Annotated in this window: 23 protein-coding genes and 1 other RNA gene; 12 read left to right on the top strand and 12 right to left on the bottom strand. The window is 55.3% G+C overall.

What is annotated here, in order from left to right:
- Positions 1 to 20: 20 nt before the first annotated feature.
- The 8 genes from BN1117_RS07810 to BN1117_RS07845 all read right to left on the bottom strand — a co-directional run bounded on the left by BN1117_RS07810 (position 21) and on the right by BN1117_RS07845 (position 5909).
- Positions 21 to 671 (bottom strand): DUF4310 family protein, encoded by a 651-nt coding sequence (locus BN1117_RS07810; RefSeq protein ID WP_040096283.1) that lies wholly within the window; start codon positions 669 to 671, stop codon positions 21 to 23.
- A gap of 15 nt (positions 672 to 686) precedes the next feature.
- A complete protein-coding gene (locus BN1117_RS07815) occupies positions 687 to 1460 on the bottom strand; it encodes a DUF4311 domain-containing protein (protein WP_040096285.1) in 774 nt (257 codons plus the stop codon).
- 38 nt (positions 1461 to 1498) lie between these two features.
- Entirely contained in the window at positions 1499 to 1795 is a 297-nt protein-coding gene (locus tag BN1117_RS07820) for a DUF4312 family protein (protein WP_040096286.1), read from the bottom strand.
- Entirely contained in the window at positions 1795 to 2160 is a 366-nt protein-coding gene (locus BN1117_RS07825; RefSeq protein WP_005355141.1) for an SFCGS family glycine-rich protein, read from the bottom strand. Before BN1117_RS07825 ends, BN1117_RS07820 begins: the two co-directional genes overlap by 1 nt.
- A 17-nt stretch (positions 2161 to 2177) precedes the next feature.
- On the bottom strand, positions 2178 to 2537 hold the full coding sequence (locus BN1117_RS07830; RefSeq protein WP_040096288.1) for a transcriptional regulator: 360 nt from the start codon (positions 2535 to 2537) through the stop codon (positions 2178 to 2180).
- Positions 2538 to 2851: 314 nt separating this feature from the next.
- Positions 2852 to 3976 carry an outer membrane-stress sensor serine endopeptidase DegS gene (gene degS, locus BN1117_RS07835; protein ID WP_040096289.1) on the bottom strand — a complete coding sequence of 375 codons (1125 nt, stop codon included), beginning with the start codon at positions 3974 to 3976 and terminating at the stop codon, positions 2852 to 2854.
- A 109-nt stretch (positions 3977 to 4085) separates the two neighbouring features.
- A complete protein-coding gene (locus BN1117_RS07840; RefSeq protein WP_040096291.1) occupies positions 4086 to 5447 on the bottom strand; it encodes a Do family serine endopeptidase in 1362 nt (453 codons plus the stop codon).
- 81 nt (positions 5448 to 5528) lie between these two features.
- Complete coding sequence (locus BN1117_RS07845; protein ID WP_040096292.1) at positions 5529 to 5909, bottom strand: Z-ring associated ZapG family protein; 381 nt, start codon at positions 5907 to 5909, stop codon at positions 5529 to 5531.
- A gap of 140 nt (positions 5910 to 6049) precedes the next feature.
- On the opposite strand from BN1117_RS07845, the gene zapE reads away from it, so the two are divergent.
- The 8 genes from zapE (at position 6050) to BN1117_RS07885 (ending at position 12224) form a co-directional block, all read left to right on the top strand.
- Positions 6050 to 7144 (top strand): cell division protein ZapE, encoded by a 1095-nt coding sequence (zapE, locus tag BN1117_RS07850; RefSeq protein ID WP_040096300.1) that lies wholly within the window; start codon positions 6050 to 6052, stop codon positions 7142 to 7144.
- Positions 7145 to 7410: 266 nt separating this feature from the next.
- Positions 7411 to 7839, top strand: a complete 429-nt coding sequence (gene rplM / locus BN1117_RS07855) for a 50S ribosomal protein L13 (RefSeq protein WP_026456103.1) — start codon at positions 7411 to 7413, stop codon at positions 7837 to 7839.
- A gap of 15 nt (positions 7840 to 7854) precedes the next feature.
- Entirely contained in the window at positions 7855 to 8247 is a 393-nt protein-coding gene (gene rpsI, locus BN1117_RS07860; RefSeq protein WP_005336286.1) for a 30S ribosomal protein S9, read from the top strand.
- Positions 8248 to 8543: 296 nt separating this feature from the next.
- The gene (petA, locus tag BN1117_RS07865) at positions 8544 to 9134 is read left to right on the top strand and encodes a ubiquinol-cytochrome c reductase iron-sulfur subunit (RefSeq protein WP_040096308.1); all 591 of its coding nucleotides are present in this window, start codon (positions 8544 to 8546) and stop codon (positions 9132 to 9134) included.
- A gap of 2 nt (positions 9135 to 9136) precedes the next feature.
- Complete coding sequence (locus tag BN1117_RS07870; RefSeq protein WP_040096310.1) at positions 9137 to 10354, top strand: cytochrome b; 1218 nt, start codon at positions 9137 to 9139, stop codon at positions 10352 to 10354.
- Positions 10351 to 11085, top strand: a complete 735-nt coding sequence (locus tag BN1117_RS07875; protein WP_040096311.1) for a cytochrome c1 — start codon at positions 10351 to 10353, stop codon at positions 11083 to 11085. Before BN1117_RS07870 ends, BN1117_RS07875 begins: the two co-directional genes overlap by 4 nt.
- A gap of 87 nt (positions 11086 to 11172) precedes the next feature.
- On the top strand, positions 11173 to 11802 hold the full coding sequence (sspA, locus tag BN1117_RS07880) for a stringent starvation protein SspA (protein ID WP_040096312.1): 630 nt from the start codon (positions 11173 to 11175) through the stop codon (positions 11800 to 11802).
- Positions 11799 to 12224, top strand: coding sequence for a ClpXP protease specificity-enhancing factor (locus BN1117_RS07885; protein ID WP_005336278.1), 426 nt, complete (start codon positions 11799 to 11801; stop codon positions 12222 to 12224). Before sspA ends, BN1117_RS07885 begins: the two co-directional genes overlap by 4 nt.
- A gap of 44 nt (positions 12225 to 12268) precedes the next feature.
- Here BN1117_RS07885 and dolP read toward each other — a convergent pair whose 3' ends face one another.
- Genes dolP through BN1117_RS07905 form a run of 4 tightly spaced genes read right to left on the bottom strand, consistent with a single transcriptional unit; the run spans position 12269 to position 15552 of the window.
- A complete protein-coding gene (dolP, locus tag BN1117_RS07890; protein WP_040096313.1) occupies positions 12269 to 12847 on the bottom strand; it encodes a division/outer membrane stress-associated lipid-binding lipoprotein in 579 nt (192 codons plus the stop codon).
- Positions 12848 to 12851: 4 nt separating this feature from the next.
- A complete protein-coding gene (locus tag BN1117_RS07895) occupies positions 12852 to 13442 on the bottom strand; it encodes a D-sedoheptulose-7-phosphate isomerase (protein ID WP_005336275.1) in 591 nt (196 codons plus the stop codon).
- 9 nt (positions 13443 to 13451) lie between these two features.
- Positions 13452 to 13823, bottom strand: coding sequence for a YraN family protein (locus BN1117_RS07900; protein WP_040096314.1), 372 nt, complete (start codon positions 13821 to 13823; stop codon positions 13452 to 13454).
- The gene (locus BN1117_RS07905) at positions 13765 to 15552 is read right to left on the bottom strand and encodes a penicillin-binding protein activator (RefSeq protein ID WP_040096315.1); all 1788 of its coding nucleotides are present in this window, start codon (positions 15550 to 15552) and stop codon (positions 13765 to 13767) included. Before BN1117_RS07905 ends, BN1117_RS07900 begins: the two co-directional genes overlap by 59 nt.
- A 199-nt stretch (positions 15553 to 15751) precedes the next feature.
- On the opposite strand from BN1117_RS07905, the gene rsmI reads away from it, so the two are divergent.
- From rsmI to BN1117_RS07920, 4 genes are all read left to right on the top strand, one after another.
- On the top strand, positions 15752 to 16585 hold the full coding sequence (gene rsmI, locus BN1117_RS07910) for a 16S rRNA (cytidine(1402)-2'-O)-methyltransferase (protein WP_040096316.1): 834 nt from the start codon (positions 15752 to 15754) through the stop codon (positions 16583 to 16585).
- A gap of 62 nt (positions 16586 to 16647) precedes the next feature.
- Positions 16648 to 17034: RNase P RNA component class A (rnpB, locus tag BN1117_RS18755), an RNA gene on the top strand.
- 46 nt (positions 17035 to 17080) lie between these two features.
- Entirely contained in the window at positions 17081 to 18790 is a 1710-nt protein-coding gene (locus BN1117_RS07915; protein ID WP_082032566.1) for a tyrosine-type recombinase/integrase, read from the top strand.
- Positions 18791 to 19155: 365 nt separating this feature from the next.
- Positions 19156 to 19728, top strand: coding sequence for a YagK/YfjJ domain-containing protein (locus tag BN1117_RS07920; RefSeq protein ID WP_040096318.1), 573 nt, complete (start codon positions 19156 to 19158; stop codon positions 19726 to 19728).
- Positions 19729 to 19847 lie beyond the last annotated feature (119 nt).

A 19847-nucleotide genomic window follows, 5' to 3' on the forward strand; every position in this document is an offset into this window, starting at 1 on the left:
CCCCGCAGGGCGGCTGGTACTTACACAAGTGCGACCGGGAAGAAGGTGCCCAGCAGCATGGCTCCCAGAATGGCGCCACCGGTGATGGGCTTGCCCCACACGTAGAACAGCAGCGCACCCAGCAGGGAACCGATACCGATGGGAATGGAGGCGCCCATGGCGGAGAGGATGATGAGTGGGCCGAGGAAGCGGCCAGAGCTGTTGCCAGCTCCCATCATCACGTCAGCACCGTAAGTGGAGTTGCTCTGGTTGATGGTGAACTTGCGCGCCAGAATGATGATGTAGCCGATGGCCAGACCAATCCCCATGCCGGTTGCCAGCGAGGCGCCGAAGTTCTCCACCGGATAGACGATGCCAGCACCCAGCAGCAGGGCGGGGACTCCCAGCCCAACACCGGTCTGGAGGGCGCCACCGATATCAAGGATGCCAACCAGAGAGCCCTCAATGATGCGGGCGAACAGGAAGCTGGCACCGAATGCCGCGACCGCACCGTAGGCACCTGTGTCCATTCCGGCTTTGAGCATGGCAACGAAAGCCACCTCGTTGAAGGCACCGACGCCGTACAGGTAGAACATGTGGGTTCCGGCAAAGATCCCGGCGGAGAGCAGACCCACGAAGATGGGGAATGACCAGTCGGCATACCAGAAGTTGTTTTTCAATTTCTCATCCATGGTGTAACCCCTTATTTACCGCATCAGCAGGTGATGGACGTTTTCCAGCCACAGGGGAACACCCAGGTGGAAGGACTCAATCAGTTGCATGTCAAAGCCGCGGAAGAAGCCGCTCAGCACGAACAGCAGCACGATGGCGGTCATCATCACTTTGGTGACGTGGTTCCAGCCGCTCTCTTCCACCCCTTTGCCGATCAGGATACCCAGTACCAGCCCTGGTACCGCATTACCCATGATGAGCTGGGCCAGGCCGCCGAAGATGGTGCCCCAGAAGCCGGATTTTTTGCCCGCCTCGATGGCGGCCAGCCAGAAGATCACTGGCATGACGGTGTTGACCAGCAGGTTGGCAGCGGGCACCAGCACCTTGACCGCGGTGACCTGCAGGGCGGCCGGCACGGCAGCGGCCGTGCTGTTGAGGAAGGCAACCACGATGGCGCCGATGATGCCGCAGGCGATGGCCATCTTTTTGGGATCGTGCAGGGTGGTGGCAAGATCACGGTTCTTGACCATCAGAGCCGCTGCACCCCAGTTCGGCAGAATGCGGTGATCCACATCCTGAGTGAAGGCGCCTGCTGCTACGGTCGAGGCCCAGGCGTTGAAGAAGAAGCCAAGGCCGAACGAGAAGTGGGAGGCGGGATCCCCTTCGCAGGAGTTAAGTTCGCCGAGAGTCCGGAAGGCCCCCATACCCTGCACGGTCGGGGCGTGGAACATCCGCGCCGCACCGGCACCCACCCCGACGCCAACCAGGCCGCCGATGATGAGTGACTTGATAAATATGATGACAAACATCCAACGTATCCTTCTTGTAGGTGGTGCCGGTCAGGGCATCACGGCTGAGTGAACGTCACTTTGGCGACATCCAGAGTGGTGACCTGAACCTTGATCTCCAGCTGGACGCGGTATTCGCGGCGCTGGCGAGGCAGGAAGAAGAACAGGAACTTCTCCACCCGGACCGACTCCTCGGCTTTGAGCACCTGTACATCGACCGGCTCAATGCGCAGCAGTACCTGCTGGTTGTCCTTGAGCAGTGTGGGTTGCACCTGGCTGAGGGCGGAGGCAAACGCCTGCTGGCGGGTCGTCCCCTTGCCGTTGACGATGACCTGGGTGGTGAAGTTCTCTTTCATCAGGCTCGTCCGTGTTTCTTGGCGAAGGCTTCGACCAGCTTCTGGCCCAGCTCTTCCTTGTCCATGAAACCGAAGCCCAGCACCACGCACCCTTCGTTGATGGCGGTGACGCCCTCTTCAACAGAGCGCATGCCGTAGCGGCACTTGTAGCCGTACTTGGTCTGGGCGGTGATGGCCCCTGCGCCGCCGCTGCCGCAGAAGGAGATGCCGAGATCCGCCTGCTCTTTGTTCATTACATCGCCAAGCTTCATATCAGCGGCCATGCCGGGGATGATGGTCACGTTGGCCCCAGCTGCTTCCGCGCCTGCGCCCACTTTCTGACCCTTGCCGAGCCGATCTCCGATCACGAGTTTGATGGCTGTCATATCGATTTCTCCTTGAGTTACTGGTTCTGCACCGAGCTGAGTTCGTTTTCTTTGGCGACTTCAAAATGGACGGACAAGAGGTGTGCCTCCTCATAAGCAAGCTGATCCAGCCAGCTGACGACCTGTTCGGCGAGACGCAGTGAGAGGGGGGAGATCTCTTCAAACAAGCTGAGGTCAACTTCTGGCAGGGGCTCGCCGCTGTGGGAGCGCCACACCATGGCTTTGACATGGGAGGCCAGCATCTGCCGTTGCACCTCGTTGGGGATGATGCCCTGTTCGGCCAGCAGGGGATAAATGCGCGCCAGGATATGATCGGTCTGGCGCAGCAACTCCGGGCTGTTCGGGGTCTGGGTCTGGTCGTGAGTCTCTGTTTGCAATGTCTGCTCTCCAAGGCTGGCAGAAGGTATGGAGTTACCCTAAGCCTGCGCGTCAATGTGGAGGAGGCAGCGTTTTTCCGATTCGAAGCGGAAATTCCTGAGGAAATGGCCCCAAAGTGAGCGTTTGGATACTGAAAAGACAAAAAGAGTGCTTATTGGGACCGGTTTTGTGTGATCGGTAGCTCACTAATCGGGGGGCGGGGGCAGGGCAAGCGTTGCGGGAAACTGTGAGTCATCTCACGGTAAGAGACGTAGCCGAGGGGACAGATATGGAAAAGGGCGGTTTCCCGCCCTTCTCATAAAAAGGAGTGACGCTAGCTGGCCGATGCTGCGCTCGAGCTGGCCATCCTCTGCTGATAGCGCAGGTCTTCCTCTATGGTGACCACCACTTCCAGCGGCTTGCCTGCGCGGAATACCGAGATGGTCAGCTGGGTGCCGGGGCGGCTCTCGACAATCTTGTCCATGGCACTGCGCACCCCGGTGATGGCTTCTCCATTGATCTTGAGCAGCACATCCCCTCGCTGCAAACCCCCTTTGGCTGCCGGGCCGTTGGGATCCAGACTCTCGACCACCAGACCGCGCAGGTCGCCGAGGTTCATCATCCGCGCGACGATAGGATTGATCTCGACGCTGGAGACCCCAAGGTAGCCACGGATCACCCGACCGTTGGCGATCAACTCATCCATGATCCGTTTTGCCAGCCGGTAGGGGATGGCGAAGCTGATGCCGTAGCTCTCCTGATTACCGCGAAGGTGATAGGTGGCGGTGTTAATGCCCACCAGATCGCCACGGCCATTGACCAGTGCCCCGCCCGAGTTGCCCTCGTTGATGGCCGCATCAGTTTGCAGCAGGTCCTGACGGCCATTGCTGTCTGGCCCCATGCTGGAGAGACCGGTGCGGCCAGTGGCACTGATGATGCCCTGGGTGATGGTTTGGCCGACGTTGTAGGGATTGCCGATGGCGAGCACCACATCGCCCACTTCTGGCAATCGCTCCGGGTCTTGCGGAATAACCGGCAGGTTGTCTGACTCGATATAGAGTACAGCGAGGTCGGTGAGCTGATCGGTGCCGACCAGTTCAGCGCTAAAGACCCGGCCATCCTGCAACGCGACGATGATCTGATCGGCATCGGCGATGACGTGGTAATTGGTCAGCACATGGCCGCGCTGGTTCATGATCACGCCGGAACCCAGCCCTTGCGGGTGTAGTTCCCCCTGATTGCCCTGATTGGGGGCAAAGCTGCGGGTGTAGATGTTGACGACGGCAGGGCCTGCCCGATGGGCGGCATAGGAGAAACTCAGCTCACGGGCATTGGTAATGATACCGGGCAGTTGGGCGCCACCGCGAAAATGGGGAAACAGCAGCAACAACAGTGCAGCGACGGTCAAACCGAAACCGACAGACTTGGCCAAGTAACTGACTAAAGGGGGGATTTTCATGTCATTCTCATCCGTACAGGCTGCGCGCAGAGAATAACACTATCGATGGATAAAAATCACCCGCGGTGAGGGCCGCGGGTGATAGAGAGGTTGGCGAATAACCCGGGAGTTAGCGGATAACCAGATAGAGCGAGGAGTCGCCGCGCTGGATATTGAGTGCCAGTACCTCAGGCTTGCTCTTGAGCGCCTTGCTCAGCTCACCCAGGGTGTTGATGCGCAGACGGTTGACCCCGATGATGATGTCCCCCTTCTGCAGGCCGGAGGCGGCAGCTGGGGAGCGGGCGGCGATGTCAGAGACAACAACCCCGCTGACCGGTTCAGTGGTGGTGCTCAGCTTGGCACCCTCCAGGGCTGGGTGCAGCGCACTGGCACGCACTTCAGTGTCATCAGCCTGCTTCAGGGTGACCTTGACGCTCTGCGCCTTGCCATCACGGATCAGACCCAGCTCAACCTGCTTGCCCGAACCCATGGTGGCGATCTTGGCACGCAGCTCGCCGAAGGAGCGAACCGACTTGCCATCAATGCTGACGATGATATCGCCCGCCTTGATACCTGCCTTGGCAGCAGCAGAGTCTGGCATGACCTGGTTGACGAAGGCGCCATCCTTCTTGTTGTAACCAAAGGTTTTGGCGATGTCGGAGGTGAGCTCAGAGCCGGTGATCCCCAACTGGCCACGACGTACTTCACCGAATTTCACGATCTGCTCGGTCAGATCCCGCACCATGTTGGAGGGAATGGCAAAGCCGATGCCGATGTTGCCGCCGTTCGGGCCCAGAATTGCGGTGTTGATACCGATCAGCTCGCCACGCAAGTTGAGCAGGGCACCACCGGAGTTGCCGGAGTTGATGGCCGCATCGGTCTGGATGAAGTTCTCCAGATTCTCGATATTGAGGCCGCTGCGTCCCAGTGCGCTGACGATGCCAGAGGTGACGGTTTGACCCAGGCCAAAGGGATTGCCGATGGCCAGCGCATAGTCGCCCACCCGCAGTTCATCGGAGTCGGCAAACTTGATCTGTACCAGATCTTCGGCCTTGATCTGCAGCAGGGCGATGTCGGACTGCTTGTCTTCCCCGATCTTCTTGGCCGCATATTCACGACCATCCTTCAGGTTGACTTTGATCTCGTCCGCTTCGTGGACCACGTGGGCGTTGGTGATCACATAGCCCTTTTTAGCATCGATGATGACGCCAGAGCCGAGCGCCTGGAACGGCTGCTCACTCACCTGCTCATCGGGCATGTTGGGGCCGAAAAAGAAGCGGAATTGCTCGGGCAGGCGCTGGCGAGTGACCTTTTTACCTGAAACAGAGATATTAACTACCGCCGGAGTGACCTGTTCCAAGACCGGCGCCAGACTTGGCATCTCCTGATTGGTACCGAGCAGGGAAGGCAGTGCTGCCTGAACAGGGGCCGCAGACATGGCGATACCGACACTGAGGGCTAGCACACTGAGCATGGAAAGAGGTTTACGCATATGAAAAACAGCTCCCAGAAAAAGTTGCATTGCAATCGTCAAGGTCAGACCACGGGACTGGTCAATTAGTTCCGCGAGGAACTAGTTTGGTTGTTTGAGCAGTCCAGAAGAGGCGCCAGCATAGTCACGAGGTGGCTCGCCCGGCTCTTCTGCTACGGTGGTAGGGACTTCTTCTACCAATGACTCGCGGAACAGCGGTTCCTGCGCTTTGGCCAGGAATTTGCTCTGCTCGGCCATGTGGCGATAGAGAGTCTGATACTGCTCGGCCAGTTGCTCCATCAGCGCCGCACTGTCGGCGAAGTGGCTGTTGATCTGGCCCTGATAACTCTCGAGCTCCTTGTGGGCCTTCTTCAGTTCCTGTTCCAGACGGCCTGCATCACGGCTACGCACCGAAAAACGGCCGAGAACGATACCGATAATCAAGGCCGCGACAGCCAGCAGGATCCCAGTTAACAGACTCATAGATGCTCCTTGTTACAGCGAAAACAGAGTGAGTTTATGCGGTCGTTATAACCGCCATGCCTTGATGGCACTATACCGTGCGTCCTGAGGCCGTGATACCATTTTGTCCTCAATTCAGGGACTTGGAGAGGCACTCAAGGATGACACCGCAGCAAAAATACCAGCAGGATCTGCTGCGCCCCGGCGTTGTGGCCGACCCCGCGCAAGGGATGGCCATCAGTAGGCTGGAGCGACTGTATCAGGATTTGCTACGGCGCCCGACTCCGACCAGATCGCGAGGGCTGTTTGGTTGGCTATACAAGCCCACGCCGCCGGAGCCCATCCTGGGGATCTATATGTGGGGCGGAGTGGGCAGAGGCAAGACCTGGTTGATGGATACTTTTTTCGACAGCCTGCCGGGGGCGCGCAAGATGCGCAGCCATTTCCACCGTTTCATGCACCGTATTCACGATGAACTGCAGGGGTTGAGCGGGCACTCCGATCCGCTCAAGCTGGTGGCCAGCAAGCTTGCCAGCGAGACAGACATCATCTGTTTCGACGAATTTTTTGTCTCAGACATCACCGATGCCATGCTGCTGGGCACCCTGTTCCAGGAGCTGTTTGGCCATGGCGTTGTGTTGGTTGCTACCTCCAATATTCCGCCGCAGGATCTTTACCGTAACGGGCTGCAGCGCGCCCGTTTTCTACCAGCTATCGAGCTTATCGAGCGTCATTGCGAGATACTTAACGTGGATGGTGGAATCGACTATCGCCTGCGGACGCTGGAACAGGCCGAAATTTATCACTATCCGCTGGATTTGCAGGCAAAAGCCAATCTAGATCGCTATTTTCAGCAGTTAACTGGTGGGCACAAGGCTTGCGAAGGGGAGTTTGAGATCAATCATCGCCAGCTGACATCGCAAGGGATGGGGGAGGGAGTGCTCTATATGGATTTCGAGCAACTTTGTTGTACTCCCCGCTCTCAAAACGACTATATCGAGCTGGCCAGGCTGTTCCATACCGTGCTGCTGGCCAATGTACAGCCAATGGGTACTGGCTCGGATGACGCGGCCCGTCGCTTCATTGCCATGGTCGATGAGTTCTACGAGCGGCACGTCAAGCTCATCATGTCGGCGGCGGTACCCATGGCAGAACTCTATGGCCAGGGGCTGCTGAATTTCGAATTCCAACGTTGTCTTTCGCGGCTTCAGGAAATGCAATCGCACGAATACCTTGCCAGAGTGCACCTTCCTTAGTCACAATACCACGCCTGCCAGTCGGATGGGCATCTGCGGCAGGTAGGGCCGGGCGACATTTGCTGGTTTCATGGCAGTGAAATTAGCAGGTGATATTTAAGGCAACTTCACTTATAATCGCCCGGCCCACGTTACAGCTGTCGATAAGACAGCAACACTTTAAGCTTTACTTGTATTCGAAGGGGTACAGGTAGGCCATCGTTTGTTGTTTGTGGGAGAGCCCCCATAAGCAATTGGGTCTGTAACAGGTAATTGGGTTTAACTTAATGAAAACTTTCGTTGCCAAGCCAGAAACCGTAAAACGTGACTGGTACATTGTAGACGCAGAAGGTAAAACTCTGGGTCGTATCGCAACCGAGATCGCTGCTCGTCTGCGTGGTAAGCACAAAGCTGAGTACACTCCGCACGTTGACACCGGTGATTACATCATCGTTGTAAATGCCGAGAAGGTACGTGTAACCGGTAACAAAACTACCGATAAAATGTACCATGCTCACTCCGGTTTCCCGGGTGGTATCAAGTCCATCAGCTTCGACAAGCTGATTCAGCGTAAACCGGAAATGGTAATCGAAGCTGCTGTTAAAGGCATGCTGCCGAAAGGTCCTCTGGGCCGTGCCATGTTCCGTAAACTGAAAGTTTACGCAGGCGCCGAGCACGCTCATGCTGCTCAGCAACCTCAAGTACTGGATATCTAATCGGGAACTGGCAACATGGCAGAAAATCAATACTACGGTACCGGCCGTCGCAAAAGCTCCACTGCTCGCGTATTTATCAAAGCGGGTAGCGGCAAAATCGTAATCAACCAGCGCTCCCTGGAGCAGTACTTCGGCCGTCCGACTGCCCGCATGGTAGTTCGTCAGCCGCTGGAACTGGTTGAGATGACCGAAAAACTGGACCTGTACATCACCGTTAACGGTGGTGGCATCTCCGGCCAAGCTGGTGCGATCCGCCACGGTATCACTCGTGCTCTGATGCAGTACGACGAAACCCTGCGTTCCGAACTGCGTAAAGCTGGCTTTGTTACTCGTGACGCCCGTAAGGTTGAGCGTAAGAAAGTCGGTCTGCACAAAGCTCGTAAGCGTCCGCAGTACTCCAAGCGTTAATTCGCTTTTGGTACGCACTCTTTCGAGTGTCAAAAAAGCCTGGCAACTGCCAGGCTTTTTTTATTGGTAATATTGCCGACATCAATGCTAACCACGCGTCACAAAAGACAAAAAATTGTTTCTTTATTGTTTTTATTGCTCACCGCTCTTTCTTGTCAACTTGTTATCTTTTCTTTAAAATTTCCCCTGCTTTCTGTGGCAATTGTAAATCCAGCTTCCGCCGCTGTTGTCACGGGAAAAAATGGGGAACAGGGACACTATAAGAATGTGCGGAGTCCACATGGGAGAGTTTTTGGATGAGCAATGCGCCAGTTGATACCGGTCGCCGCAGATTTCTTACCTGGTCAACGGTTGCCGTTGGTGGGGTAGGAGCTGCGTTTACCGCAGTGCCGTTTATAAAGTCATGGAATCCGAGTGCCAAGGCTAAAGCCGCCGGTGCGCCGGTAGAAGTCGATATCAGCAAGTTGGAACCGGGTCAGCTTATTCGCGTTGAGTGGCGAGGTAAGCCGGTGTGGGTAGTCAACCGTACCAAGCAGACTCTGGATGCTCTCCCGGCGCATGATGCGCAACTGCGGGATCCGGCCTCTGATGAGCCGCAGCAGCCTGACTATGCCCATAACGGTTACAGATCCATCAAGCCGGAAATCTTTGTTGCGGTTGGTATTTGTACCCACTTGGGGTGTTCACCTTCCTACCTGCCTGACAGCTTTGGTGAGCAGGTGCAGGGCGTCACGTCCGGCTTCTTCTGCCCGTGCCATGGCTCCAAGTTTGATATGGCCGGTCGCGTGTTCCAGGGGGTCCCTGCACCACTGAATCTGGTCATTCCGCCCTATCAATTCATTAACGACACCACCATTCTGGTCGGTGCCGATGGCAAGGAGGCCTGATCATGTTGAGTAAACTGATGGGCTGGATTGATGATCGCTTCCCGCTCACGGCCATGTACAACGACCATATGGCCAAGTATCCGGCGCCGAAGAACTTGAACTTCTGGTACTTCTTCGGCTCATTGGCCATGCTGGTGCTGGTCAACCAGATCATCACCGGCATCTGGCTAACCATGAACTACAACCCCTCTGCCGAGGGCGCGTTTGCTTCCATCGAATACATCATGCGTGATGTGGAGTACGGTTGGCTGCTGCGTTACATGCACTCTACCGGCGCGTCCGCGTTCTTTGTGGTGGTCTATCTGCACATGTTCCGCGGCATGATCTACGGCTCTTACCAAAAGCCGAGGGAGTTGCTCTGGATCTTCGGCATGCTGATATTCCTGGTGCTGATGGCGGAAGCCTTTATGGGCTATCTGCTGCCTTGGGGCCAGATGTCTTTCTGGGGCGCGCAGGTCATCATCTCGCTGTTTGGTGCCATTCCTGTCATAGGTGACGATCTGACCCTGTGGATCCGTGGAGATTATGTCATCTCCGGTGCGACCCTGAACCGCTTCTTCGCACTGCACGTTATTGCGTTGCCGCTGGTACTGGTGATGCTGGTTGCCATGCACATTCTGGCGCTGCACGAAGTGGGGTCAAACAACCCGGATGGCATTGATATCAAGAAGCACAAGGACGAAAACGGCTGGCCGCTGGATGCGGTGGCGTTCCACCCCTATTTTACCGTCAAGGATATGATCGGTGTGGCGGGCTTCCTGTTTTTCTTCTGTGCCATCATCTTCTTCAAGCCGGATATGTGGGGGTACTTCCTCGAGAAGCCGAACTTTGAAGTGGCTAATGGCTTGAAAACCCCGGAGCACATTGCACCAGTCTGGTATTTCACTCCCTTCTACGCCATTTTGCGCGCGGTGCCGGACAAGCTGCTTGGTGTCATCATGATGGGCCTCTCCATCGTGGTATTGTTCCTGCTGCCTTGGCTGGATCGCTGCAAGGTACGTTCGGTTCGCTATCGCAGTACCCTGCACAAGTTGAACATCGCCCAGTTTGTGGTCTGCTTTATCATCCTGGGGGTGCTTGGGGTGTTGCCATCGACGCCGACACTGACACTGGTTGCTCAAGTCTGTTCACTGGGATACTTCGGGTTCTTTGTCCTGCTGTTTTTCTATAGCAAGAATGAAAGTACCAAGCCGCTGCCAGAGAGGGTGACATTTAAATGAAAAAAATAATATTTGCAGTGCTGGCCCTGCTGCCTGGTTTGGTGATGGCTGCGGGCAGCAGTTTCCCGCTGGAGAAGGCCAATTATGACCTTGCTGACAAGGCCTCCTTGCAGCGTGGCGTTGCGACCTTCATGAATTACTGTGCCGGTTGCCACTCGACCCAGTATCAGCGTTATAACCGGGTCGCCGAAGACTTGGGCATCCCTGAAGATCTGATGAAAGAAAACCTGATCTTCACTGACGCCAAAGTCGGTGATCTGATGAAGATAGCGATGTCCGAGACAGATGCCGCCAAGTGGTTTGGTGCCCCCCCTCCCGACCTTACCTTGGTTGCCAGGGTGCGTGGTGCGGATTGGATCTACACCTATCTGCGTTCCTTTTATGTGGATGAGAGCCGTCCGTTTGGGGTGAACAACGCGGTATTCCCGTCCGTGGGTATGCCCCATGTACTGGAGCCGCTGCAGGGCACCCCCCGTGCGGAGTTCGCCACACACACGGTCGATGGAGTGGAAACCGCACAGGTTGTCAGCATCAAATCTGACGGTAATGGTGAAATGGATGACGAAGAGTATGATCAGACGGTACGGGATCTGGTAAACTTCTTGGTCTACTCTGCTGAACCGATGCAACAGGAGCGTGAACGTATGGGCTTCTGGGTGCTTGGTTTCATCGCAATCTTCTTCATCTTTACTGTGCTGTTGAAGAAGGAATTCTGGCGCGACGTTCACTAAGCGACCAGATCCGGGTAATATAATGCACGGCAATGAAGACCAAGAGGCTTCATTGCCGTTTCTGCTTTTTAATGACGGGAGGGTTCAATGGCTGTAGCTGCCAATAAGCGTTCGGTAATGACGCTGTTTTCCGGTGCCAACGATATGTTCAGCCATCAGGTGCGTATTGTCCTGGCGGAGAAGGGTGTTAGCGTGGATATCTGCCAGGTTGACCCTGCCAATCTGCCGGATGAGCTGGCCGAGCTGAACCCGTACAACTCTGTACCGACCTTGGTTGATCGTGAGCTGGCTCTCTACACCTCGCGCATCATCATGGAGTATCTGGACGAACGTTTCCCGCATCCGCCCCTGATGCCTGTTTACCCGGTTGCCCGCGGTAACAGCCGTCTGATGATGCACCGCATCGAGCTGGACTGGTACTCGCTGGCCGACAGGATCATGGCCGGTACCGATGCTGAAGCGGCACGCAACGAACTGCGTGATAACCTGCTGGCCATCGCGCCGATCTTCGGTGAAATGCCCTACTTCATGAGCGAAGAGTTTGGTCTGGTGGATTGCTACATGGCCCCGCTGCTGTGGCGTCTGCCGAGCCTGGGGATCGACCTGACCGGTCGTGGCGCCAAAGAGCTGAAGGCCTACATGGTTCGTCTGTTCGAACGTGAGTCCTTCCAGGCTTCTCTGACCGAAGCCGAACGCGAGATCCGTGCTGGCGTATGAGCATGGAACCGACAATGACACCGAGCCGCCCGTACCTGTTACGGGCGTTCTTTGACTGGTTGCTGGATAATGACCTGACCCCCCATCTGGTGGTCAACGTCAACATTCCCCATGTGATGGTGCCGATGCAGTTTGCTCAGGACGGGCAGATAGTGCTGAACATCGCGCCCCGTGCCGTGATGCAATTTCACATGGATAACGAGGCTATCAGCTTCAGTGCCCGCTTTGGCGGGGTCTCCCAACAGGTCTATATCCCGATGGCTGCTGTGCTGGCTATTCATGCCCGGGAGAACGGCGTGGGCACCATGTTCCCACCCGAGCCGGGTTACGATATCTGGCTGGAGCAGGCTGAAGCGCCGGTGGAGCCTGAGCCGGAACCGCCGCGTCCAAGCGGTCGTCCTACTCTGAAAGTCATCAAATAAAAAACGCAGCCGATTGGCTGCGTTTTTTTATGTGCGCCCGGGGATTAGTTCTGGGCGAATTCGAAGGCCTTGATCACACGCTTCACACCGCTAACGTGGCGGGCGATGTTGACTGCTTGCTCCCCCTCCTGGCGGGTCACCAGACCAATCAGGAACACCTCGCCGTTCTCGGTGACTACCTTGACCTTGGTACTGTCGAAGTTCTTGGTGCCGAACATGTCGGCTTTCACCTTGGAGGTGATCCAGGAGTCATTGCTGCGAGTGGTGAAACTGGCAGGTTGGCCGATGCGCAATTCGTTGTAGACGTGGCGAACCCCTTCGATGCGACTGACAATCTTGCCCGCCTCAATCTTGTAAACGTCAGAAGGTGTCTGGCCGACCAGCAGGACGCGGCCATTGTTGCTGTAGACGCTGATCTTGCTTGCTGCGCTGAGGGGTTTGTTGTCGGCCAGCAGATTGGCTGCTTTCAGCTCGATGGTCTGGTCATCCCATTGCGCGCCCAGGGTTCGGCGATCGCCAGAAGCCTTGGCAGTCCCTGCTGCGCCGCCAACGACCACAGCTGCACAACCTTGCAGCAGCAGAGTGCTGATCAACAGACCGAGCAGGATAGTTTGCTTTGTCATGGTTTCAATCTTCCTGTTGCGGGAAAAGTGTCTGGTCGATGAGATCACACAGGCAGTGCAGGGTCAACAGGTTCACCTCCAGAATGCGAGGCCGACGGGCGGATGGCACGCGGATCTCCACATCGTTCGGACCGAGCAGACCTGCCATTTCGCCACCGTCCCCCCCGCTCAGCACCACTATGGTCATGTCGCGGGAGAGGGCAGCCTCGGCGGCCTTGATCAGGCTGCGGCTGTGGCCGGAAGTGGTGATGACCACCAGGATGTCGCCAGGCTGGCCCAGCGCGCGGATCTGCTTGGCGTAGACCTCTTCAAAACCGTGATCGGTGGCGATGGCGCTGATGGTCGCCATGTCCGGGGTCAGGGCCATACCGGGCAGGGAGGGGCGCTGGGTCTCGTAGCAGTTGACCAGCTCGGAGATGAATAGTTGCGCCAGTGCGGCAGAAGGACCGTTACCGCATGCCAGCACCTTGTGGCCATTGAGCAGGCAGATGGTGATCATCTGGGCTGCAGTATGGATGGCATCCGGCAGCGCCTCGGCAGCGGCTATCTTGGTCTGGATGCTTTCGGTGTAGTTCTCTTTGATGCGGTCAGTCATAGGGTCCTCTTAAAATGCGTTCTGGATCCAGGCTGGCTGGTCGCCCTCGAACGCAATCACATCGAATCGGCAGGCCTGATGGGCCTCGTTGATGGCATGTTGCTTCAAATAGTGGCGCGCTGCCAGCACGATCTTGTGCTGTTTGCTGCGGGTGACCGAGCTGGCGGCCCCGCCATGGCTACCAGTGGCCCGGTAGCGCACCTCAACAAACACCAGGGTCTGGCCCTGGTGCATGATGAGATCTATTTCACCGCCACGGCAGCGATAGTTGCGAGCTACCGGTTGCAGGCCCCGGGCCTGCAACCAGCGTTCAGCGACTTGTTCAAAGTGCTGTCCCTTGCTCGTCGGTGAGGGGAACAGGCTCGGCAACTGCTGGCGCATTCGTTTCCATAGTTCCTTCATTGGAGGGCTCCTCCAGTTGCTGAGCGGCGTTCTCATCGATCAGCTTGCCGTTCTGGTAAGTGCCCCAGCTCAACATTCGCACGATATTACCTTTGGCATCGACACTCAGTTGGCCGCTCATGCCCGCTTGTTGCATGCCACCTACTTTGCGCATCTGCTGCAGGTTTTCAGCCAGGCTGACGGCATCGTAGCCCATGGCAAACAGACGCAGCAGGTCACCCTGGGTTTGTGGCCAGAGCAGGGTAATCTGTTCACGCTGTCTCTCATAACCACCAAGCAGCAGCGGCATATCGGCGATATGCATGCCGTTGAGCTCGGAAGCCACTTCGGTAGCTGCGCTGTCATAACCACGGGCTCCGGTAAAGATCGGCAGGCTGCCCATCGGATTGACCGAGATATCCACATAGGGTTTGATCATCCGGGTTTCCAGGCTGTTGGCTACCACGTAAACGGCATCGATACTGCGCGGTGCGGCATCAGAGAGTTGCACTACCTCGCCAGCACGGGCGGTAGAGCGGCCGCTCAGGGCATTCTTGACCATCCCCTGCACTTCGTTGCGGGCACCGAAGGTGGCAACCACCGGCTTATCCTGGCTCAGGGTGGCCCAGCTCTGCTCGAACGCCTTGATGCTGCTGTAACCGATCCGCCCCTGGGCGGCGATCAGCAGTGGTTTGCGGTAGCCCTGGGTGTAAAGGTACTGGGCTGCCTGCGCGGCGTCTGCAGCGGCAGAGAGGGAGAAGTAGTAGGTGGTGTCGTTGACGATCGGCTGGTCCAGCTCGTTGAGTGCCAGTACCGGCACGGTCGGATTGGCCTTTAGCAGCTCCTCGACCCGGTCTTTCAGCAGCGGGCCGATGATCATGTCAGCCCCTTCCTGAATTGCCTGCTTGTAAAGATCGCCGATCGACCTGCCCTGGGTGTCGTAGAAGTTCAGGGTAAACTGCCCCTGATTTTCCTTATAAGACATCAGCATACCGTTACGGATAGCTGCGCCCTGCGGCTCCAGATTGCCTGAAAGGGGGAGCAGCACCGCGATCTGCTGTACCGAGGTGCTTGCAGTGGCCGCCAGATCGCCCAATCCCGCCGGCATATCTTTCTGGGCCGGATGGTTGGGGAAGTCACGCTTCCAGCCTGCCAGCTGCCGCGCCAGCAGGTTCGGCTGGGCGCCAAACTCGTTGACCAGTGCCGCCAGACGCAACCAGCCGGTGGTCACATCGGGTGTCGGAGCCTCTTCCAGCGCTTGCAGGGTGGAAGGGGTCATGCTTTTGAGCAACGACCAGATCTGCTGATGGTTGGTCGCCAGCTCACTCTGATTGAGATAGGGCTCCATTGCAATCAACGACTTGGCGGCGCCAAACTTGTTATTGATATCGAGTTGCAGCACCACCCTTTGGCGATACCAGTTTTTCTGGGTATCGGCGTCCAATGCCACCGCGGGTTTTCCTTCCAGCAGGATCAGTGCTTGATTGGCGTGCCCCTGAGCCAGCAACAGATGGGCTTGCAGCAGTTGTAGCTGTGCCTTCTGGGCGGGGTCTTTGGCCTGCTTTTGCAGTTGCTGGAACAGCGCAGAAGCCGGTTGGGTCTGGCCCAGAGCCAGATAACTGCGTGCCGCCAGCATCTGCCAGGTAAAGGCTTCGGCTGGCTTGGCCGGATCAACCTGCTCAAGATACCACTGGGCATTCTTGGTCAGATTGGCGAACGCAGAGGGCATCTCTGCCTTCCCTGACGGTTGATTGGGCTCCGACGCACAGGCGGCGAGCAGTACTGCCGCGAGTATGATGCCGAAGAGTCGTGATACACTTAGCTGCTTTGTAACCCGGTTCAAGTTCATTCCCCGACCAGTGTTGAAGTTCCCCATAGTGTAAACGGGCCAATATGGCGACACAATTGTCGGGGCACTCGGAGATCCCATGAGTGACATCCCAACCCTGTATATAGTCCCCACTCCGATCGGCAATCTGGCGGACATCACCCAGCGTGCATTGGACATTTTACGCAGTGTCGATCTGGTGGCAGCCGAAGATACCCGTCATACCGGTATCTTGCTCAGCCACTACCAAATCTCGGTGCCGACCTTCGCCCTGCACGATCACAACGAGCAGCAGAAAGCCGATGTACTGATCGGCCGGATAAAAGAGGGCAAGAGTGTTGCGCTGGTCTCCGATGCCGGCACTCCGCTCATCAGCGACCCCGGTTATCACTTGGTCACCCGCTGTCGTGACGCCGGGGTCAAGGTGGTGCCGCTGCCCGGCCCCTGTGCTGCTATTACAGCCCTGAGTGCAGCCGGTCTGCCCACCGATCGTTTTGCCTTTGAAGGCTTTCTGCCTGCCAAGAGCAAGGGACGTGACGATCGTCTGCAAGCGGTTATCGAAGATACCCGCTCGCTGGTGTTCTACGAGTCGCCCCGTCGGGTGCAGGATACAGTAGAAGCGATTGCTCGCATTCTTGGTGAGCGCCAGGTGGTGGTGTGCCGCGAGCTGACCAAGACTTTTGAGTCGATCCATGGTCTGCCTGCGTCCGAAATGCTGAGCTGGCTTGGTGAGGATGATAACCGCTGCCGCGGCGAGATCGTGCTGGTCGTGGCTGGCGCCTCAAAAGAGGAAGAAGATCTGCCGGCTGAGGCGATCCGAACCCTTGGGTTGCTGGTAGCCGAGTTGCCACTGAAAAAAGCGGCCGCCCTGACCGCCGAGATCCACAGCGTAAAGAAGAATGCCCTCTACAAATACGGTCTCGAGCACTATTAATTGCTGTAAGCGGGAATTGCCGGTTTACCCCATGCATATTGCAAGGCTATAATCCGCGCCTCGGAGTTGGCTGGGCAATCGCTGCTTCGTCGTTGTGTCCCTCGGGACAGACGGGCGGAGGGGAGGAAAGTCCGGGCTTCACAGGGCAGGGTGCCAGGTAACGCCTGGGGGGCGTGAGCCTACGACCAGTGCAACAGAGAGCAGACCGCCGATGGCCCGCAAGGGATCAGGTAAGGGTGAAAGGGTGCGGTAAGAGCGCACCGCGCGACTGGCAACAGTTCGTGGCACGGTAAACTCCACCCGAAGCAAGACCAAATAGGCCCCTATTGGCGCGGCCCGCGTTGGGGGCGGGTAGGTTGCTTGAGCCAGCGAGCGATTGCTGGCCTAGAGGAATGATTGCTACCCGGGGCAACCCGGTACAGAACCCGGCTTACAGGCCGACTCCGACCTATTTCAAATCAAAGGCTTAGCGGTAAAACGCTAGGCCTTTGTCATATGTGCAACAAACTGGGGAACAAAACGGGGAATATCCCCCACTATCTGACCCGCCGTAATGGCGTTTTCTACGCCTGTTTTCGTCTGCCAACAGCACTTACCGACCGACCAAAAGTGATACGTCGCTCGCTTCAAACCCGCGATGCTGGCTTGGCCCGTTTGCGTCTGGCAAAGTGGTTGCCAATCTTTCAGCAGATCAAGGAAATGGCGCAGGTGAAGAGTGAAAAGGAGCAGTTAGAGGATCTTGTCCCTTCTATCCAGCGATTGAATGAGCTGACCGCCCAAGATGAACAGAGCGTGGTCAAGGTGGTGGCTGATCTGAATGCCCCTTTCGAGGATTTCCCAGAAGAAGGACTGTATGCCGAGCAAGATGCCATAGATGACTTTATCGCGCCGTATCTGCAAGAGAAGCTGACTCTCTTGGAAAGTATTGAGACGGAGTACGATGCCGAGCGGATCTTTGCGCAATCCCCGCTCTCTGGCCTTGATATCGCCGCTTCTGAGCGGGAAGCCTACAGGGATGAACTCCTTTACCTCAAAGCGCGACTGGCGAAGTTACAGGGGGATTCTGGCCTCTATGACCTGATGCGTAGCCAACTGGTGGAGCGGTATCTCACCCCTGAACTGGTGGCGTATCGTGAATACGAAGCAGCCAAGGAAGCCCAAGACAAGGTGCTTGCTGTTGTCGCCAGACAAAATATTGCAGGTGGGGTTAGTCGTGCTCCTGCCATGACCAAAACATCCCCACTACTATCAGAATCTTATAAAAGCTTTATCAAATTTAAAAAAACTCTGACGAAAAAAAACATAAAGGATTATGACCGGCATCTTGATTTTACGCTGGCGATGTTAGGTGATATTGAAAGCCACAAAGTTACCAAACAAGCATTACGTGAATGTCTTGAGGTCTTTCAGCAGATGCCTTTGGGGAATAGATCACCGTATAATCGGCTGAGCATGGCCGAAAAAGTCAGTTTGGCGAAAGCTGGTGAGATCCCTGAAGAGCATCTGATTAAGGTGAAAACAGTTATCGAATTACTTAAATTTTATCAGGGACTCTTCAGTGCTTTCCTGACTGATGAACGCGATATTTTTGAAGTTGCGCCGACAAAAGGACTTAAAAAACCAGAAGGAGATAATGTGAGCTGGGGGGCCTACAACAAGGCACAAGGCCGAAAAATCTATGAATATTGGTTAGCACAGCCCGATAGCCCCATGCGCTGGGTATTTTTACTGGTGCTTTTTACAGGGATGCGCCGTAGCGAAATCGCCAATGTTTCTCGTGACTCATTAAAAAAGAATCAGGATTCTGGCCGCTATTACCTGTGGATACAAGAGGGTAAAACTGCTGCCGCAACCCGTCCGGTAACGATAGCGAAAGAGCTTGAGACATTAGGATTTGTCGAGTATCTCCAACCACTGGATGGAATGCTCTATCCGACGGAAAGACTGAACGACATTACCGAGACTGCGAACAAAGTTCGTCAGTTTCTTGAGATTGGGGAGACAGAAGAAAATGGTAAAGGTCGCTTGGTGTTCCATAGTTTCCGCCACTCCTTTATTACGTTCAAGCAGGAAAAAAATGTGGATTATCAGCGTTTGCAACGCTTTGTCGGTCATGAAGGTGTAAGGAGTATTACCACACGCTATACCCACGCTCATATGATCACCGATTATAGTGATATCGCCGATGGTGCTTGGTGGGTTTAATTGGTGGGCAAAATCGTAGTAAAAACGCGTTGAATGAGCTGTGTTGCATTTTGTAGGGTAGGGTAATACCTACCCACGCAGTACGACACTAAACTCAAGTCTGGTGATTATATGTCCAATTTTATGGTGCATGATAATTTTTCTGGTGAGGAGTTGATTTTTTTAACTTTATTAGTTAACCTCTATAACTGAATCAGCAAAAAACAATTCACCCCCATTAAAATATGCTCATCGGCCTTTTTGCCTGTGGGCTTTGCTGTATTCTAAACATAGGTTTTTAATAATATCTATAATCTATCTCTATTTATAGATTAAAGTTAAGTTGAATTGAATGTAAGGAATGACAATATAGATACAGGAGGAATATGGAAACTATAGTTCAATACAAACTAAATGATATGGGAGACAAGGCTAGTCTTGATGCTACGGTATTAGATAAAATGATCCGGCAGGTTGAGACGTTATTGAATAGGTACAGTAAGTTATTAGTTGTCAGGGTTGATCTACATGTGCCGGATGATGTGTGGTTAAATGATTCAAAATTGATAGATAAATTACTGAAAAATATAAGAAAAACAAAATACAAAGATCACTTGTTCGGATACTTTTGGGTATTGGAACGAGAGAAGAAGAAGCAAGGGCATTATCATATGGTGTTCTTCTTTGATGGTCAGCAGCGGCAAAGTCAGTGGGCCGCACAGGATATGATTGAGGGCTGTTGGCAGCGAGTTGTCAGCAGTGGAACGATACACCGCACCAAGGGCACTGGCACTGGGATGTTATTGCATGGCGATCAGCAAAAAAGAGCGGATACCATTTACGCCCTCTCTTATCTATGCAAGAAACGAGGCAAGAAACGTCTTGAAAAAGGGCAACGATTATACGGATTCTCTCGTTTACCTAAACCGCCACTAAAAACCAGTCAAATAGCCGCCTAGAACGCCCTGTAATTGCATTCACAACCCCTACCCTGTAGGGTGGTATTGGGTAAGGGTTATAATTTAAATTAGAGCGTTTTAAGTGCAATTGTTTAACGGCGACCTTACCCCCCCTATTA

The organism is Aeromonas australiensis, assembly GCF_000819725.1.
Lineage (GTDB): Bacteria > Pseudomonadota > Gammaproteobacteria > Enterobacterales > Aeromonadaceae > Aeromonas > Aeromonas australiensis.

Coding starts and splice junctions, on each gene's coding strand:
- BN1117_RS07920 (WP_040096318.1), top strand. CDS start 19,156: ATGGAAACTATAGTTCAATACAAACTAAATGATATGGGAGACAAGGCT.
- BN1117_RS07840 (WP_040096291.1), bottom strand. CDS start 5,447: ATGCGTAAACCTCTTTCCATGCTCAGTGTGCTAGCCCTCAGTGTCGGT.
- BN1117_RS07810 (WP_040096283.1), bottom strand. CDS start 671: ATGGATGAGAAATTGAAAAACAACTTCTGGTATGCCGACTGGTCATTC.
- BN1117_RS07900 (WP_040096314.1), bottom strand. CDS start 13,823: ATGCGCCAGCAGTTGCCGAGCCTGTTCCCCTCACCGACGAGCAAGGGA.
- BN1117_RS07915 (WP_082032566.1), top strand. CDS start 17,081: ATGTGCAACAAACTGGGGAACAAAACGGGGAATATCCCCCACTATCTG.
- rpsI (WP_005336286.1), top strand. CDS start 7,855: ATGGCAGAAAATCAATACTACGGTACCGGCCGTCGCAAAAGCTCCACT.
- BN1117_RS07885 (WP_005336278.1), top strand. CDS start 11,799: ATGAGCATGGAACCGACAATGACACCGAGCCGCCCGTACCTGTTACGG.
- BN1117_RS07845 (WP_040096292.1), bottom strand. CDS start 5,909: ATGAGTCTGTTAACTGGGATCCTGCTGGCTGTCGCGGCCTTGATTATC.
- BN1117_RS07820 (WP_040096286.1), bottom strand. CDS start 1,795: ATGAAAGAGAACTTCACCACCCAGGTCATCGTCAACGGCAAGGGGACG.
- rplM (WP_026456103.1), top strand. CDS start 7,411: ATGAAAACTTTCGTTGCCAAGCCAGAAACCGTAAAACGTGACTGGTAC.
- degS (WP_040096289.1), bottom strand. CDS start 3,976: ATGAAAATCCCCCCTTTAGTCAGTTACTTGGCCAAGTCTGTCGGTTTC.
- BN1117_RS07825 (WP_005355141.1), bottom strand. CDS start 2,160: ATGACAGCCATCAAACTCGTGATCGGAGATCGGCTCGGCAAGGGTCAG.
- zapE (WP_040096300.1), top strand. CDS start 6,050: ATGACACCGCAGCAAAAATACCAGCAGGATCTGCTGCGCCCCGGCGTT.
- sspA (WP_040096312.1), top strand. CDS start 11,173: ATGGCTGTAGCTGCCAATAAGCGTTCGGTAATGACGCTGTTTTCCGGT.
- dolP (WP_040096313.1), bottom strand. CDS start 12,847: ATGACAAAGCAAACTATCCTGCTCGGTCTGTTGATCAGCACTCTGCTG.
- BN1117_RS07905 (WP_040096315.1), bottom strand. CDS start 15,552: ATGCCCTCTGCGTTCGCCAATCTGACCAAGAATGCCCAGTGGTATCTT.
- BN1117_RS07815 (WP_040096285.1), bottom strand. CDS start 1,460: ATGTTTGTCATCATATTTATCAAGTCACTCATCATCGGCGGCCTGGTT.
- rsmI (WP_040096316.1), top strand. CDS start 15,752: ATGAGTGACATCCCAACCCTGTATATAGTCCCCACTCCGATCGGCAAT.
- BN1117_RS07895 (WP_005336275.1), bottom strand. CDS start 13,442: ATGACTGACCGCATCAAAGAGAACTACACCGAAAGCATCCAGACCAAG.
- BN1117_RS07875 (WP_040096311.1), top strand. CDS start 10,351: ATGAAAAAAATAATATTTGCAGTGCTGGCCCTGCTGCCTGGTTTGGTG.
- petA (WP_040096308.1), top strand. CDS start 8,544: ATGAGCAATGCGCCAGTTGATACCGGTCGCCGCAGATTTCTTACCTGG.
- BN1117_RS07870 (WP_040096310.1), top strand. CDS start 9,137: ATGTTGAGTAAACTGATGGGCTGGATTGATGATCGCTTCCCGCTCACG.